Source organism: Streptomyces sp. NPDC057280 (assembly GCF_042668605.1).
In the GTDB taxonomy this organism is placed as follows: domain Bacteria; phylum Actinomycetota; class Actinomycetes; order Streptomycetales; family Streptomycetaceae; genus Streptomyces.
The window spans coordinates 1,372,900-1,389,252 of record NZ_JBHUYR010000001.1 but is presented as its reverse complement, the minus strand read 5'-3'; the positions used below and the strand labels follow the sequence as shown (position 1 = coordinate 1,389,252).

12 protein-coding genes are annotated in these 16,353 nt (G+C 70.8%); 8 read left to right on the top strand and 4 right to left on the bottom strand.

Features of this window, described 5'->3' with window-relative positions; translation table 11 throughout:
• Positions 1-15 precede the first annotated feature (15 nt).
• Positions 16-2,196 carry a 3-hydroxyacyl-CoA dehydrogenase NAD-binding domain-containing protein gene (locus ACFUO4_RS06405; RefSeq protein ID WP_383480428.1) on the top strand — a complete coding sequence of 727 codons (2,181 nt, stop codon included), beginning with the start codon at positions 16-18 and terminating at the stop codon, positions 2,194-2,196.
• 32 nt (positions 2,197-2,228) lie between these two features.
• On the opposite strand, the gene ACFUO4_RS06400 is transcribed toward ACFUO4_RS06405, so the two are convergent.
• On the bottom strand, positions 2,229-2,942 hold the full coding sequence (locus tag ACFUO4_RS06400; RefSeq protein ID WP_383480426.1) for a helix-turn-helix domain-containing protein: 714 nt from the start codon (positions 2,940-2,942) through the stop codon (positions 2,229-2,231).
• A 247-nt stretch (positions 2,943-3,189) separates the two neighbouring features.
• Here ACFUO4_RS06400 and ACFUO4_RS06395 point away from each other — a divergent pair, with 247 nt between their 5' ends.
• Genes ACFUO4_RS06395 through ACFUO4_RS06385 form a run of 3 tightly spaced genes read left to right on the top strand, consistent with a single transcriptional unit; the run spans position 3,190 to position 5,675 of the window.
• Positions 3,190-4,647 (top strand): amino acid permease, encoded by a 1,458-nt coding sequence (locus tag ACFUO4_RS06395; RefSeq protein WP_383480424.1) that lies wholly within the window; start codon positions 3,190-3,192, stop codon positions 4,645-4,647.
• A 40-nt stretch (positions 4,648-4,687) separates the two neighbouring features.
• Positions 4,688-5,167, top strand: coding sequence for a macro domain-containing protein (locus ACFUO4_RS06390; RefSeq protein ID WP_383480422.1), 480 nt, complete (start codon positions 4,688-4,690; stop codon positions 5,165-5,167).
• A 19-nt stretch (positions 5,168-5,186) separates the two neighbouring features.
• Positions 5,187-5,675 carry a hypothetical protein gene (locus tag ACFUO4_RS06385; RefSeq protein ID WP_383480420.1) on the top strand — a complete coding sequence of 163 codons (489 nt, stop codon included), beginning with the start codon at positions 5,187-5,189 and terminating at the stop codon, positions 5,673-5,675.
• Positions 5,676-6,012: 337 nt separating this feature from the next.
• Here ACFUO4_RS06385 and ACFUO4_RS06380 read toward each other — a convergent pair whose 3' ends face one another.
• Both ACFUO4_RS06380 and ACFUO4_RS06375 read right to left on the bottom strand, forming a co-directional pair.
• Positions 6,013-6,900: an arginase family protein gene (locus ACFUO4_RS06380; protein WP_383480418.1), complete on the bottom strand. Its 888-nt coding sequence runs from the start codon at positions 6,898-6,900 to the stop codon at positions 6,013-6,015.
• 233 nt (positions 6,901-7,133) lie between these two features.
• Positions 7,134-8,636, bottom strand: coding sequence for a M1 family metallopeptidase (locus ACFUO4_RS06375; RefSeq protein ID WP_179143323.1), 1,503 nt, complete (start codon positions 8,634-8,636; stop codon positions 7,134-7,136).
• Positions 8,637-8,820: 184 nt separating this feature from the next.
• Here ACFUO4_RS06375 and ACFUO4_RS06370 point away from each other — a divergent pair, with 184 nt between their 5' ends.
• Both ACFUO4_RS06370 and ACFUO4_RS06365 read left to right on the top strand, forming a co-directional pair.
• A complete protein-coding gene (locus ACFUO4_RS06370) occupies positions 8,821-10,767 on the top strand; it encodes a Xaa-Pro dipeptidyl-peptidase (protein WP_383480416.1) in 1,947 nt (648 codons plus the stop codon).
• 92 nt (positions 10,768-10,859) lie between these two features.
• Entirely contained in the window at positions 10,860-12,563 is a 1,704-nt protein-coding gene (locus ACFUO4_RS06365) for a BCCT family transporter (protein WP_383480414.1), read from the top strand.
• Between the two features lie 10 nt (positions 12,564-12,573).
• On the opposite strand, the gene ACFUO4_RS06360 is transcribed toward ACFUO4_RS06365, so the two are convergent.
• Positions 12,574-13,518, bottom strand: a complete 945-nt coding sequence (locus ACFUO4_RS06360; protein ID WP_383480412.1) for an FAD-dependent oxidoreductase — start codon at positions 13,516-13,518, stop codon at positions 12,574-12,576.
• A 66-nt stretch (positions 13,519-13,584) separates the two neighbouring features.
• Here ACFUO4_RS06360 and ACFUO4_RS06355 point away from each other — a divergent pair, with 66 nt between their 5' ends.
• Both ACFUO4_RS06355 and abc-f read left to right on the top strand, forming a co-directional pair.
• On the top strand, positions 13,585-14,607 hold the full coding sequence (locus tag ACFUO4_RS06355; RefSeq protein WP_079308376.1) for an oxidoreductase: 1,023 nt from the start codon (positions 13,585-13,587) through the stop codon (positions 14,605-14,607).
• A gap of 62 nt (positions 14,608-14,669) precedes the next feature.
• A complete protein-coding gene (gene abc-f / locus ACFUO4_RS06350; protein WP_383480409.1) occupies positions 14,670-16,313 on the top strand; it encodes a ribosomal protection-like ABC-F family protein in 1,644 nt (547 codons plus the stop codon).
• Positions 16,314-16,353: the final 40 nt, after the last annotated feature.

Here is a 16,353-nt window from a genome sequence, read left to right as displayed (position 1 = left end):
ACGGAGCACCTCCACATGAGCACTCAGTCCACGACCATCCGCTGGGAGCAGGACCGCGACGGCGTCGTCACGCTCGTCCTCGACGACCCCGACCAGTCCGCGAACACCATGAACCAGGCGTTCCGCGACTCCCTCGCGCACGTCACCGACCGCCTGGAGGCCGAGAAGGACTCCATCCGCGGCATCATCATCACTTCCGCCAAGAAGACCTTCTTCGCGGGCGGCGACCTGCGCGACCTCATCCGGGTCACCCCGGAGACCGCGCAGGAGCTGTTCGACGGCGGCCTCGCCATCAAGCGCAACCTCCGCCGCATCGAGACCCTCGGCAAGCCGGTCGTCGCCGCGATGAACGGCGCGGCCCTCGGCGGCGGCTTCGAGATCGCCCTCGCCTGCCACCACCGCGTCGCCCTCGACGCGCCGGGCTCCAAGATCGGCTGCCCCGAGGTCACCCTGGGCCTCCTCCCGGGCGGCGGCGGTGTGGTCCGCACGGTCCGCCTCCTCGGCATCACCGACGCCCTGCTGAAGGTGCTGCTCCAGGGCACCCAGTACAGCCCGCAGCGCGCCCTGGACAACGGCCTGGTCCATGAAGTGGCCGCCACCCAGGAGGAGATGCTCGCCAAGGCGCGCGCCTTCATCGAGGCCAACCCCGAGTCGCAGCAGCCCTGGGACAAGCCCGGCTACCGCATCCCCGGCGGCACCCCCGCCCACCCCAAGTTCGCGGCCAACCTGCCCGCCTTCCCGGCCAACCTGCGCAAGCAGACGGGCGGCGCTCCCTACCCGGCCCCGCGCAACATCCTCGCCGCGGCGGTCGAGGGCGCCCAGGTCGACTTCGAGACCGCGCAGGTCATCGAGGCCCGCTACTTCGTCGAACTGGCCGCCGGGCAGACCTCGAAGAACATGATCCAGGCGTTCTTCTTCGACCTCCAGGCCGTCAACTCCGGCGCCAACCGCCCCCAGGGCATCGAGCCGCGCCAGGTGACCAAGGTCGCCGTTCTGGGCGCCGGGATGATGGGCGCGGGCATCGCGTACTCGTGCGCCCGCGCGGGCATCGACGTCGTCCTGAAGGACGTGTCCGCTCAGGCGGCGGCCAAGGGCAAGGCCTACTCCGAGAAACTGTGCGCGAAGGCGGTGAGCCGGGGCCGCACGACCCAGGAGAAGGCCGACGAGCTGCTGGCCCGCATCACGCCCACGGCCGACCCGCAGGACGTCGCCGGCTGCGACGCGGTGATCGAGGCCGTCTTCGAGAACCCCGAGCTCAAGCACAAGGTCTTCCAGGAGATCCAGGGGATCGTCGAACCGGACGCCCTGCTGTGCTCCAACACCTCCACCCTCCCGATCACCGCCCTGGCCGAGGGCGTGGAGCGCCAGGCCGACTTCATCGGTCTGCACTTCTTCTCGCCGGTCGACAAGATGCCGCTCGTCGAGATCATCAAGGGCGAGCGGACGGGGGAGGAGGCGCTTGCCCGCGCCTTCGACCTGGTCCGGCAGATCAAGAAGACGCCGATCGTCGTCAACGACTCGCGTGGCTTCTTCACCTCGCGCGTGATCGGCCACTTCATCAACGAGGGCGTCGCGATGGTCGGCGAGGGCATCGAGCCCGCGTCGGTCGAACAGGCAGCCGCCCAGGCGGGCTACCCCGCCAAGGTCCTCTCCCTGATGGACGAACTGACGCTCACGCTCCCGCGCAAGATCCGCAACGAGTCCAAGCGGGCCGTCGAGGAGGCGGGCGGCACCTGGCCGACGCACCCCGCCGAGGCCGTCATCGACCGCATGGTCGACGAGTTCGACCGCCCGGGACGCAGCGGCGGCGCGGGCTTCTACGACTACGACGACAGCGGCAAGCGCGTCGGTCTGTGGCCGGGCCTGCGCGAGCACTTCACCCGCGAGGGCGCCGAGATCCCGTTCCGGGACATGCAGGAGCGCATGCTCTTCTCCGAGGCCCTCGACACCGTGAAGCTCCTGGAGGAGGGCGTGCTGACGTCGGTCGCCGACGCCAACATCGGCTCCATCTTCGGCATCGGCTTCCCCGGCTGGACCGGCGGCGTCCTGCAGTACATCAACGGCTACGAGGGCGGCCTGCCCGGCTTCGTGGCCCGCGCGCGCGAGCTGGCCGAGCGGTACGGCGACCGGTTCACTCCGCCGGCGCTGCTGGTGGAGAAGGCGGAGAAGGGGGAGACGTTCACGGACGCGCGGTGAGCGGTTTCCTGAGCGGGCGGATCCTCAACGTGTCAGGAGGGTCCGCCTGCCTCTGCCCCCTCGACCCACCCGCTCAGCTCCTCCCTCAGTGATCGTTGGAACGTGGTCAGCAAGGCCTGCACCACAATCGGGTGCATATGTGCCGACAGCGACTTCACGTCCTGTGCGTCCCGCTCGGACACCTCGCCGCGGAACAGCTCGGCCAGCTCGTGCGCCGCCAGGCGCGCATGCTCCACGAGTACGTTCCGCGCCGCCATGATCGACCCCTGGGACAGCGGTACGTCGAGCAGCCGCACGCCGAGCCGCAGCAGCCCCGCGTCGAAGCGGAAGCCGTCGCCGTCGGGCTGTACGACGCCCATCGCGGCGAGCCGCTCGATGTCCGCGTCGGCCAGCGACCGGCCCGACCGCCGCTCCAACTCCGCCCGGTCCGCCGTCTCCACGGTGTCGGGCGCCCAGGAGGCGACGACCGCGCGGTGGATCGCGAGGTCGTGCGGGCTCAGGTCGGGCGGCAGCTGCCGCAGGTACCGCTCGATCGCGGCCAGCGTCATCCCCTGGTGCTGCAGTTCCTCGATGAGCTCCAGCCGGGCCAGGTGCTCCCTGCCGTAGTGGCCCACGCGGCGCCGACCGATCACCGGCGGCGGCAGCAGCCCCTTGGTGCTGTAGAAGCGCACGGTGCGAACCGTGACGCCCGCACGCGCCGCCAGCTCATCGACGGTGAGGGTCGGCTTCCCGGTGTCGGTCGTCATGTGCAGCAGTATCGCTGTCTCACCAGTGCTGTGAAACCTCGCGCGCACCCTTCCCGATCACTCGCGCCCACCCTCCCCGATCATGTGACATGTCCCGCTGTGTGAGGTCCGCCACCGCGTGACCCGCGGGGTTCGGGGGAAGGTGGCCCCTTGGTCTGTGCCTCCACCGAGCGCACAGGCCATACGTACGTCAGGACACCGAGCGCGACCCGCTCGGGCGCCCCCGCACCAGAGAGTGGTACCCCCTGTGAGCAAGGACGCCGTGGACACGGCCACAGCCACCGAGGTGGCCCGGACGCCCGCGGACGCGGGTGACGCCGGCTACAGCAAGGACCTCAAGGCGCGCCACGTCAACATGATCGCCATCGGCGGCGCGATCGGCACCGGTCTCTTCCTCGGCGCCGGAGGACGCCTCCACAACGCCGGCCCGGCGCTCGCGATCGCCTACCTGGTCTGCGGGATCTTCGCCTTCTTCGTCGTCCGGGCCCTCGGCGAACTCGTCCTGTACCGCCCGTCCTCCGGCTCCTTCGTGTCGTACGCGCGCGAGTTCCTCGGCGAGAAGGGCGCGTACGTCGCCGGCTGGATGTACTTCCTGAACTGGTCGACGACCGGCATCGCCGACATCACCGCGATCGCGCTCTACACGCACTACTGGAGCCTGTTCACCGACATCCCGCAGTGGACGCTGGCGCTCATCGCCCTCGCGGTCGTCCTCGCCGTGAACCTGATCTCGGTGAAGATCTTCGGCGAGATGGAGTTCTGGTTCGCGATCATCAAGGTCGCCACCCTGGTCGGCTTCATGCTCGTCGGCATCTTCCTGCTGGCCACCCAGCACGAGGTGGGCGGTACGACCCCCGGCGTGCACGTGATCACCGACAACGGCGGCGTCTTCCCGCACGGCCTGATGCCGGTCGTCCTCGTCATGCAGGGCGTGATCTTCGCGTACGCCGCGCTGGAGCTGGTCGGCGTCGCCGCGGGCGAGACCGCCGAGCCGGAGAAGGTCGTCCCGCGCGCGGTGAACTCGATCATGTGGCGGGTCGGCCTGTTCTACGTCGGCTCCGTCGTCCTCCTCGCCCTGCTGCTCCCCGGCTCGGTCTACTCGGCCGACGAGAGCCCCTTCGTCACGGTCCTGTCGAAGATCGGCGTCGAGGGCGCGGGCGACGTGATGAACCTGGTCGTCCTGACGGCGGCGATGTCGTCCCTCAACTCCGGCCTCTACTCCACGGGCCGCATCCTGCGCTCCATGGCGACGGCGGGCTCGGCCCCGAAGTTCACCGCCCGCATGAACCGCAGCCAGGTCCCCTACGGCGGCATCCTGCTCACCTGCGCGGTGTGTGTGCTCGGCGTCGGCCTCAACTACCTCATGCCGAGCCAGGCCTTCGAGATCGTGCTGAACGTCGCCTCCCTCGGCATCATCAGCACCTGGGTGATCATCATGGTCTGCCATCTGGTCTTCGTCCGCCGCGCGCGGGCCGGCCAGGTCACCCGCCCCTCCTTCCGGCTGCCGTTCAGCCCGGTCACGGAGATCGCCACGATCGCCTTCCTGCTGGCCTGCCTCGGCATGATGGCGAACGACCCCGAGGTCGGCCGCAAGACCCTGCTGCTGATCCCCGTGATCGCGGCGATGCTCGTCGCCGGCTGGTACGCGGTCCGGCGCCGGGTGGAGCGGACGACGGACCAGGAGCTGACCGAGCTCACCAAGTAATCCAGGGGCCGTTGTCAGTGGCGGCCTCTACGGTGGCGTCATGTCGGGGATCACTTATGTCCGGGGTGACGCCACCGTTCCCTCCGTGAAGGGCGTCAAGGTGATCGCCCATGTCTGCAACGACATCGGGGGATGGGGAAAGGGCTTCGTGCTGGCGCTCTCGCGCCGGTGGCCGGAGCCGGAGGCGGCGTACCGCGCCTGGCACCGCGGCCGGTCCGCCAACGACTTCGGGCTGGGCGCGGCCCAGTTCATCCAGGTCGAGCCCTACGTCTGGGTGGCCAACCTGGTCGGCCAGCGCGGCACCCGTACGGGCAGCAAGGGCGTCCCCGTCCGGTACGAGGCGATCGACGCGGCCCTCGGACGGCTCGCCGACAAGGCCGTGGAACTCGGGGCCTCGGTCCACATGCCCCGGATAGGGTGCGGGTTGGCCGGGGGCAAGTGGTCCCGCGTCGAACCGCTGATCGCCGAGCGGCTCGTCCGGCGGGGGATCGCCGTCACGATCTACGACCACGGCGACTGACGGGACGGCAGGAGGCGGCATGGACCTCATCCCGGTGGAGATCGGCCCGCTGAACCCCCAGGTCCAGGACCTGGCGGTCGGGGTGGTGCTGTTCGCCGTCTGCTTCCTCTGTCTCGTCCCGCTGCTGCGCCGGATGAACCGGGTCCTGGAGGCGCGCGAGCAGGCCACGGACGGGGTCGCCGCGCAGGCCGAGCAGCTCCGCGCGCTGGCCGAGGAGAAGCGCGCCGAGATCGAGGCCGAGCTCGCCGACGCCCGCCATGACGCGGCCCGTACCCGTCAGCGGGCCGAGGCGGAGGGCGCGGCGCTCATCGCCGAGGCCCGCGCCGACGGCCTCCGCGAACGCGACGAACTCCTGGCTCAGGCGGCGACCCGCATCGACTCCGACCTGACCGCCGCGCGAGCCGAACTCCACGACCACCTACCGGAGTTGGCGGAGAAGCTGGCAAGCCGGATCCTGGGCGAGCCGATCGGCCCCGGGACACCGGCACGAGCAGCGGACACGTCGTGAGCAGGGCCGGCCCGGCGAACGGTCCCGCCACGCGCGACACCGACGCGCCCGCGCCGGACATGACGCCGCAGCCGGACCAGCTTCCGCCCTGCCGGACGTGACGCCGTGCCGGGATCGGGCCTCGCCCTGCCGGACGTGACGCCGTGCCGGGATCAGCCGGGCCCGCGTCGCACGTGACCGTGCCGGGATCGGCCGCGCCCCGCTGGACGTGACGCCGTGCCGGGATCAGCCACGCCCGCGTCGGACGTGACGCCGCTCCCGGATCAGCCGCGCTCTGTCGGACGTGACGCCGTAGCCGCGTCAGCCCCGCCCTGTCGGATGTGCCGCCGTTCCCGGATCAACCCCGTGCCGCCAGCGCCCCTAGCAGGCACTCCGTGAGGCGGCTCGTGATGCTTCCGTCCGGATCCAGGCGTGGGTTGAAGATCGTGACGTCGAGGCCGACCGCGCTGGTGCCGGACAGGGCCGTGCGCAGCACGGTCTCCAGCTCCTCCCAGCTCAGCCCGCCGTCCAGCCGGTGGTCCACGGCGGGCATGACCGCGTCGTCCAGCACATCGACGTCGAGATGCACCCAGTACCCGGCGCCGCCGCCCTCACCGGTCAACGCCTCCACCGCCTGCTGCGCCGCGGCACCCGCCCCCAGTTCACGCACCCGGTCGAGGTCCAGCGCGTGGAGTTCCTCCGGCAGCGGCTGCACCCCGAACACCGCCATCTCCGCCTGGTCCCGGAAGCCCAGCGCGACGACGTCCCCGTCGCGCACCAGCGGCCCCAGCCCCTCCAGATCGGCGAGAACCGCGGGCCCCCGCCCCGTGGCCAGGGCCAGCTCCATCGAGGCGACCTCGCCGACCGGGTCCGCCTCGGGCTGGTAGAAGTCGGTGTGGCCGTCGAGGAACAGCAGGCCGTGACGTCCCCGGCGGCGCAGCGCGAGGAGATTGCCGAGCAGAATGCTGCAGTCGCCGCCCAGCACCACCGGGAACCGCCCGTCGTCCAGCACCCCGCGCACCGCGTCCGCCAGCCGTACGGCGTGCTCGGCGATCCCGGCCGGATTGAGCACCCCGCTCTCCGGGTCGCGCTCCGGGTCGTAGGGACCGGGTTCCACCCTGCCCGCCGACGCCGCGCCGAGGCCGTCGGCCAGACCCGCGTCGAGCAGTGCCCGGGGCAGCTCCTCGACGCCGGTCGGCCGCAGCCCCAGCACGGACGGTGCCTCGATGATCGCGACGTCCCGCACTCCGACTCCCTCGTCAGGCGGCGCCGGCCGGCCCACGCGTCCGGCGCGTGGGCCCACCGTAGACCGCGGCAGGGCGCGGAGCGCGGCAGCGCCCACGTCCGGCGAGGCGCCCTGCGCCACCTGCCGAGTACCCCTCCTGGCACGCCACAAAGGGGCGCGAGGAACTGCGCGACCAGCCACTACGGCGCCGCAGACGACAGACGACCCATCACGGCACCCCCCCGGCGGAGCGCCTAGTGCACGTCGTTCGTCGCCGCGATCTTCTTCCACGACTTCGGCTGCGCCGGAGCGGCCGAGGCCCCCGCGGCCGACGCCTTGGCGATCGAGGCGGCTCGCGCCACCGGTGCGGCCGGCTTCGCCGGCTGGAACAGCCAGGTGTCGAAGAGCGCCGACAGCGACTGCCCGGACACGTCCTCCGCGTACTTCTGGAAGTCGGCGACCGAGGCGTTGCCGTACGCGTACTTCTGCGGCCAGCCCTTCAGGACCGCGAAGAACGCGTCGTCGCCGATCTCGTTGCGCAGCGCCTGGATCGCCAGCGCGCCCCGGTCGTAGACGGCGATGTCGAACTGGTTCTCCGGACCCGGGTCACCGGGCTTCACCGTCCAGAACGGGTCGTCGGCCGGGTGCGAGGCGTACACGTAGTCGGCGAGCTCCTGCGTGGTGCCCTCGTCCTCGTGCTCGGACCACAGCCACTGCGCGTAGCGTGCGAAGCCCTCGTTGATCCAGATGTCCTTCCAGCCGGACACGGACACCAGGTCGCCGTACCACTGGTGGGCCAGCTCGTGCACGACCACCGACACGTTGGAGCCGTTCGCGAACTGCCGCGGGCTGTAGTACGGCCGGGTCTGCGTCTCCAGCGCGTACCCGGTGGTGGTGTCCGGTACGTATCCGCCGAGCGCGTTGTAGGGGTACGGCCCGAAGTACTCGCTCAGCCAGTCGGCGACCTCTCCGGTCCGCTCGATGCTGGCCCGCGCGGCACCGTCGTTGGCGCCGAGGTTCTTGCTGTAGGCGTTGACGACCGGAATCCCGCTCTCGGTCTTCCCGGTCGTGATGTCGAACTTGCCGACGGCCAGCGTCGCCAGATACGTGGCCTGCGGCTTGTCGGAGCGCCAGTTCCAGCGGGTCCAGCCGAGACGTGAACTCGTCGACTGGAGCGTACCGTTGGAGATGGCCTGACTGCCGTCCGGCACGAGCACGGACACGTCGTAGGTGGCCTTGTCGAGCGGGTGGTCGTTGCTCGGGAACCACCACCAGGCCGACTCGGGCTCGTTGGCGCCCACCCCGCCGTCCGGAGTGCGGTGCCAGCTGGTGAAGCCGTACGCCTGCTTCGACGACGGGACCCCGCTGTACCGCACCACTACCGTCACCGAAGTACCCTTCGGCAGCGGCGACTTGGGTGTGATCTCCAGCTCGTGCTCGCCGGACGTGGTGAACGACGCCTTCGCGCCGTTGACCCGCACCTCGGAGACCTCCAGCAGGAAGTCCAGGTTGAAGCGGGACAAGTCCTGTGTGGTGCGGGCCAGAAGGGTCGCCGTGCCCTCCAACTCGTCCGTGGCGGGCTGGTACTTCAGCCGCAGGTCGTAGTGGGAGACGTCGTATCCGCCGTTGCCGTAGGCCGGGTAGTAGGGGTCGCCGATGCCCGGGGCGCCAGGGGAGTAGCTCGCGGCCGATGCCGGGATCGCCAGCAGGACGGACGCGGCAGCGAGTGCGCCCGGCGCGATGATTCTGCGGTGCACGAAAGCTCCAAGTCGTAGGGGCACGAAGTCTGTTCGAAGCCTATTCATCACCTGTGGACCCAGGCGTGTCCACGCCCACTGCTGTCACACGATCGCCATTCGGCCGTCATGAGTGGTCCCATGCCACTACACGCGTCGAACGGCCCTCTTTTGCACAGGAGTTGACCGATGTACCGTCCGCGCCATGCCGATACGCACGCGCTTCACGATCTGGAGACCGCTCGCGACGGCGGCCACCGCCGCCCTGCTGGCCACGTTCCTCACCCCAGCCGCCGCACAGGCCAAGCCCCGGGAGAGCCAACCCGTCTACTCCTACCAGAACGCCGTCCGCGAGGCCGTCTGGGTGGACACCGGCCTCGACGGGGACGGTGACGGCAAGAAGGACCGCGTGGCCGTCGACATCGTCCGCCCCCGCGAACTCGCCCGACAGGGCCGCAAGGTTCCGGTCATCATGGACGCCAGCCCGTACTACTCCTGCTGCGGGCGCGGCAACGAGAGCCAGAAGAAGACGTACGACGCCCAGGGCAACGTCGTCCAGATGCCGCTGTTCTACGACAACTACTTCGTGCCGCGCGGCTACGCCTTCGTCGGCGTCGACCTCGCCGGCACCAACCGGTCCGACGGCTGCGTGGACGTCGGCGGCCGCTCGGACATCCTCTCCGCCAAGGCGGTCGTCGACTGGCTCAACGGCCGCGCCACGGCGTACACCAGCCGTACGGGCACCACAAGAGCCAAGGCCGCCTGGACCAACGGCAGAACCGGCATGATCGGCAAGAGCTGGGACGGCACGATCGCCAACGGTGTCGCCGCGACCGGCGTCAAGGGCCTGAAGACCATCGTCCCGATCAGCGCCATCTCCTCCTGGTACGACTACTACTTCCAGCAGGGCGCCCCGCTCTACGACTCCGGCCCCGACTGGCTCTCCGACTACGTCGACAGCCCCGACGCCCGCGCCAAGTGCGCCGCCGTCCAGCAGAAGATCGTCGACGGCGCCCCGCGCACCGGCGACTGGACCGGCTTCTGGACCGAGCGCGACTACGTGAAGGACGCGGCCAAGGTGAAGGCCAGCGTCTTCGCCATCCACGGCCAGCAGGACCTCAACGTCCGCATGAAGCATCTCGGCCAGTGGTGGGACGCCCTCGCGAAGAACAGGGTCGAGCGCAAGATCTGGCTCTCCCAGACCGGCCACGTCGACCCCTTCGACTTCCGCCGCGCCACCTGGGTCGACACCCTGCACCGCTGGTTCGACCACGAACTCCTCGGCTACGACAACGGCATCGACCGCGAGCCGATGGCCGACATCGAACGCCACCCCGACCAGTGGGTGACGTCGAAGGTCTGGCCCCCGCGCGGCACCAGCGCCACCACCCTGCGCCCCGCCCAGGGCACCCTGCCCGGCGTCGGCACCCTCGGCCTCACCAAGGCCACCGGCACCGAGACCTTCACCGACAACCCGGCGCTGAGCGAGACCGACTGGGCCGCGCAGATCGACAGCTCCACCCCCGACAAGGCGGGCTTCACCACCGGCGCCCTCACCAAGGACCTGCGCATCTCCGGCTCCTCCAAGGTCACCGTCACCGCCACGCCCACCACCTCGACGGCCCACCTCTCGGCCGTCCTCGTGGACCTCGGCCCGAACACCATCCGGGACTACGCGGCGAGCGGCGAGGGCATCAGCACCCTGGCCGACCGTACCTGCTGGGGCGTCAGCACCGCAGGTGACAGCGCCTGCTTCAAGGTGACCCAGGCCAAGACCGCCGACGTCGACTACGAGGTCGTCAGCCGCGGCTGGGCCGACCTGGGCACCTATGCCCACCCCGGCAAGGGCGTTCCGCTCACCCCGGGCAAGGCGTACACGATCACCCTCGACCTGGCCGCCACCGACCACGTCGTCCCGGCCGGCCACCGGCTCGCCCTGATCGTCGCGGGCACGGACAAGGATCTGATCGACCCGCCGTCCACCACACCCACCCTCACGCTGGACCTGTCCCGCACGAGGGCGAGCGTCCCGCTGGTCGGCGGCGCCCCGGCCTTCGCGCACGCCACGCACGGCGCCGCCGGCGTCGTACCGGAGGCCACGGAACTCGACGGCGTCCAGGCGCCGCGATCACTCCAGCGCATCCCGGAGTAACAGGAGTAATCCGACATCGACGGTTGAAAACCGAGTCATTCGCGGTACCTGTGGTAGGCCGTATCCATGGGTTTCGGGAGAAGGTGCCGCAAATGACGGAAGACATGAAGAAAAGGGGTGGCGGGGAAGGCGTGGCAGGTCTTCCCCGCGACCACACCACCGACCGCGTGGTGTTCGGTGTCACCGCCGTCATCACCGTGGCCTTCGTGATCTGGGGTTCCACGGCGACGGACTCGCTGGAGAGCGTCTCCACGAAGATGCTCAACGGCCTGATCAAGAACGGCGGTTGGGCCTTCATGCTGGCCGCCTCCTGCTTCGTGGTCTTCGCGCTGTGGCTCGCGGCCAGCCGCTACGGCCGCATCCACCTCGGCGCCGAGGGCGAGGAGCCGGAGTTCCGGACCGTGTCGTGGGTCGCGATGATGTTCAGCGCGGGCATGGGCATCGGTCTGATGTTCTACGGCGTGAGCGAACCCCTCGCCCACTACACGACCCCGCCGCCGGGCACGGACCCCGCCGACTCCGGTGACCGCATGGAGACGGCGATGGCGACCACCCTCTTCCACTGGACGCTGCACCCCTGGGCGATCTACGCGGTCGTCGGCCTCGGCATCGCCTACAGCACCTACCGCAAGCGCCGCCGTCAGACCATCAGCGCCGTGTTCACCCCGCTCATCGGGGAGCGGCACGCCGAAGGCGGCGCCGGCCGGGTCATCGACATCCTCGCGATCATCGCCACCATCTTCGGCTCCGCGGCCTCCCTCGGGCTCGGCGCGCTCCAGATCGGCTCCGGATTCCAGGAGTTGGACTGGATGGACGACGTCAGCACCGGACTGCTCGTCGCCATCATCGCCGTCCTCACCCTGGCCTTCGTCGCCTCGGCCGTCTCGGGTGTCGAGAAGGGCATCCAGTGGCTGTCCAACACCAACATGGTGCTCGCCCTGATCCTGGCTGTGTTCGTGTTCGTCGCCGGGCCCACGATCATCGTCCTCGACCTGCTGCCCACCTCGATCTTCTCCTACCTCGGCGACCTGCCCCAGCTCGCCGGCCGCACCGAGGCGAGCGGCGGCAAGGGCGTCGCCGACTGGCTCGGCAGCTGGACCGTCTTCTACTGGGCCTGGTGGATCTCCTGGACGCCGTTCGTCGGCATGTTCATCGCCCGCATCAGCCGCGGCCGCACCATCCGCCAGTTCGTCGGCGGCGTCATCCTCGTCCCCAGCACGGTCAGCCTGATCTGGTTCGCCGTCTTCGGCGGTACGGCGATGAAGCTGAAGGAGGGCGGCGCGCTCGCCGGCGAGGACACCCCCGAGGGCCAACTCTTCGGCGTCCTCCAGGAGTTCCCCATCGCCACCGCCACCAGCCTGCTCGTCATGATCCTCGTCGGCATCTTCTTCGTCTCCGGAGCCGACGCCGCCTCCATCGTGATGGGCACGCTCTCCCAGAAGGGCGCCCTCGAACCCGGCCGGTTCGTCGTGGTGTTCTGGGGCATCGTCACCGGCGCGGTCGCCGCGATCATGCTGCTCGTCGGCAGCGGCCAGGGCGACGCCCTCACCGGCCTGCAGAACCTCACGATCCTCGCCGCCGCGCCCTTCGTGCTCGTGATGATCGGCATGTGCGTCGCCCTCATGCGCGACCTGCGCCGCGACCCGGTCATCGTGCGCGGCGAGATGGGCTCCGAGGCCGTCGAACTCGCCGTGATCGAGGGCCACAAGAAGTACGACGGCGACTTCGAGATCAAGGTCGGCCCGGGACCGGGCACGGAGACGGAGGGCGACCCGCTGGGCCACGATCACGGCTGAGCAATGCAGTTCAGGGGGAGGCCAGCCCCGCTGCCTCCTCCGCACACCCCCACGCCACCGTCACACCCGCCCCGCCGTGCCCGTAGTTGTGCACCAACACCCGCCCGCTGGGCAGGAGTTCACGCTCCAGCCGGACCGCGTCCCGCGCCGGCCGCAGCCCCACCCGATGCCCCAGCACCCGCGCCCCCGCGATCTCCGGCCGCAGCGCCGCACACCGCCGTACGATCGCCTCCGCCACGGCCGGATCCGGCTCCGTCGACCACGCGTCCTCGACCGCCGTACCGCCGAGCAGCAGCCGCCCCGGCTGCGGGAAGAAGTACGCCATCTCCCCGTCGGCGCCCGTCGACACCACCCACGTACGGATGCCCGGGTTCTCCACCACGACCGACTGCCCCCGCACCGGCACCACGGACGGGTCCGCCACCAGCTCACGCGCCCCGAGCCCCGTGCAGTTGACCACCACGGGCGCCTCGACCTCCGCCAGACCGGACACCGTACGCGTCTCGACCACGCCGCCCGCCGCCACGAACCGCCGCCGCAGCCACGGCAGATGGACCGCCATGTCGACCAGCGGCAACCGCGCCCACAGCCCGGTCCCCGCGTACTCCTCGGCGGTGACCGGGCGCAACCCGGGCAGCCGGGCGGTCAGCCAGTCGAACCCGTCGTCCAGCTTCTCCTCGCCCAGTACCCCCTCGACCATGCGTACGCCGGTACGGTCCGGGTCGGCCGCCAGCTCCTCGTACACGTCCAGCGAGCGCAGCGCCCACGCCGCCGCGACCGGCCTGATCCGGTACGGCCACCACAGCGCCCCGGCAACCGCCGAGGTGGTCCGCTCGACGGGGTCCCGCGTCCACACCCGCACCCGGCGCCCGCCCTCGGCCAGCACCAGGGCCGTCGTCAGCCCGATCACGCCCCCGCCGACGACTATGACTTCGCTGCTCAGCTCACTGTCCACGACCGGACCGTAGCGGAATGTGCCATGCCGTGCTCAGAGGGCGCTTCCTGCGGGAATACTCACAGCATGTCTGCCGAGTACGCGACCTTCGGCCTGGCACCGGCGATGCGTGCCGGTGGAGTCCTCGTCAACGGTGACTACCAAGTCCACCGCGACTTCGTGGACTTCATCGTCGACGGACGACCGTTGCTCTTCCAGCTCTCCGACCTCGACGCCGTCTCCCCCCTCGCCTCGGACGTACCGCCCTCGATCTTCACCGCCCAGGTCCGCAGCCTCCTGCTGGAGACGGACGCCCCGCTTCCGGACGGGCGCTATGTCATCTACGGCTGCCCCGAGTGCGAGGACCTGGCCTGCGGTGCCGTCACCGCCGTCATCGAGAAGGAGGGCGCCGACTACATCTGGCGGGACTTCGCCTGGCAGACCGACGAACGGGCCGACCTGGAGCTCAACGGCTACCACGGCATCGGCCCCTTCCGGTTCCGCGGCACCGACTACCGCGCGGCCCTCGATTCCCTGCTCACCTCCGGGACCGCGAGCCCACGCCGCCGCGTCCTGCTGATCGGCGCCCGCGTCGCCCTCCTCGCCAAACTCGCCGCCGCCCTGCGCACCATCGGCATCGGCGCCGACATCGCCCACGACGCCGACGGCGTCCCCGCCGACGAACTGCGCGGCTACGGAGCCGTCGCCTTCGGCCGGGCGATCGGAGAGGAGGAACGTGCCTCCGTGCGCCGCGCCTTCGAACGCGCGGGCGTGGACGTGACGTACGTCAACGGACTCGCCCCGATCGTCCCCCTCCTCGTCGCCCAGATCGAACACGCCCTCGACCGCCGCCCCGAGGAACAGCGCCGGCTGACCCGCCTGGTCGCCGCCGACGGCGAGGCGGGCGTCGAGGTCACCTCGCCCTGCCGGGTACGCCTCACCGCGTACCGCCTCGACCGGCTCTTCCGCACGCACGCCCAGGAGGTCTTCGACGGCGTCCTGGAGGCGGGCCGGCACCGGATCGCCCTGGACGCCAGGGCCGTGAAGGGGGAGGCGTTCGTGGTGGCACGGACGTCGGGGAGCGTGCTGGTGGAGGCGATGGCGCACTGACCGGGAGCCGGCGCGAAGCCGGAGCGGACCGGTCGGCCGCCCTCGCTAAAATCGGTCCCCTGATGACTGCCACCCTCGTCGCCAAGAACCTCGCCGCCGGCCACGGCGACCGCTCCCTGTTCACCGGGCTCGACCTCGTTGTCGCGCCCGGTGACGTCATCGGGCTGGTCGGCGCCAACGGCGCGGGCAAGTCCACCCTGCTCAGGCTGCTCGCCGGGCTGACCGCACCGGAGGAGGGCGAGCTCCGGCTCTCCCCGCCGACCGCGACCGTCGGCCACCTCCCGCAGGAACCGGAGCGCCGCCCCGGCGAGACGGTCCGCGCCTTCCTGGCCCGCCGCACCGGCGTCGCCGAGGCCCAGCGGCTCATGGACGAGGCGACCCAGGCGCTCGTCGACGGCGCCCCGGGCGCGGACGACGCCTACGCCACCAGCCTGGAGCGCTGGCTCGACCTCGGCGGCGCGGACCTCGACGAACGCGCCGAGGAGATCGCCGACTCCCTCGGCCTTGCCGTCGACCTCGACCAGCCGATGACCTCCCTGTCCGGCGGCCAGGCGGCCCGCGCCGGCCTCGCCTCCCTGCTCCTGTCCCGCTACGACGTCTTCCTTCTCGACGAGCCCACCAACGACCTCGACCTCGACGGCCTGGAGCGCCTGGAACGCTTCGTCAAGGGCCTGCGCGCCGGCACCGTCGTCGTCAGCCACGACCGCGAGTTCCTCACCCGCACGGTCACCAAGGTCCTCGAACTCGACCTCGCCCAGGGACAGATCAACCTCTACGGCGGTGGCTACGAGGCCTACCTGGAGGAGCGCGAGGTGGCCCGCCGGCACGCCCGCGACGACTACGAGGAGTACGCCGACAAGAAGGCGGCCCTCCAGGACCGGGCCCAGATGCAGCGCTCCTGGATGGACAAGGGCGTCAAGAACGCGCGTCGCAAGGCGAACAACGACAACGACAAGATCGGCCGCAAGTTCCGCAGCGAGGCCAGCGAGAAGCAGGCCGCGAAGGCCCGTCAGACCCAGCGCATGATCGAGCGCCTCGACGTGGTCGAGGAGCCCCGCAAGGAGTGGGAACTGCGCATGGAGATCGCGTCGGCCCCGCGCTCCGGGTCGGTCGTGGCGACCCTGCGCGACGCGGAGGTGCGCCGCGGCGACTTCACGCTGGGCCCGGTCTCCCTCCAGATCGACTGGGCGGACCGGGTGGCGGTGACGGGCGCGAACGGCGCCGGCAAGTCGACCCTGCTGGCCGCCCTCCTGGGCCGGTTGCCGCTGGCCTCCGGACAGGCGTCCCTCGGCTCCGGCGTCCTGATCGGCGAGGTCGACCAGGCCCGCAAGCTGTTCCATGGCGAGGAGTCGCTGCTGGACGCCTTCGGCGCGGCCGTCCCCGACACGGAACCGGCCGAAGTCCGCACCCTGCTGGCCAAGTTCGGCCTGAAGGCGGACCACGTCCTGCGCTCGGCGGCGACCCTGTCCCCGGGCGAGCGCACGAGGGCGGCGCTGGCGTTGCTCCAGGGTCGGGGAGTGAACCTCCTGGTCCTGGACGAGCCCACGAACCACCTGGACCTGCCGGCGATCGAACAACTGGAACAGGCCTTGGACGCCTACGAGGGCACGCTCCTACTGGTCACCCACGACCGCAGAATGCTGGACGCGGTGAGGGTGACGCGCCGCTTGGAGGTCAGTGCAGGCAAGGTGACCGAAACCCCCTGAGGGGCGCGGGGAACTGCGCGACCAGCCACAACCGGCCCGC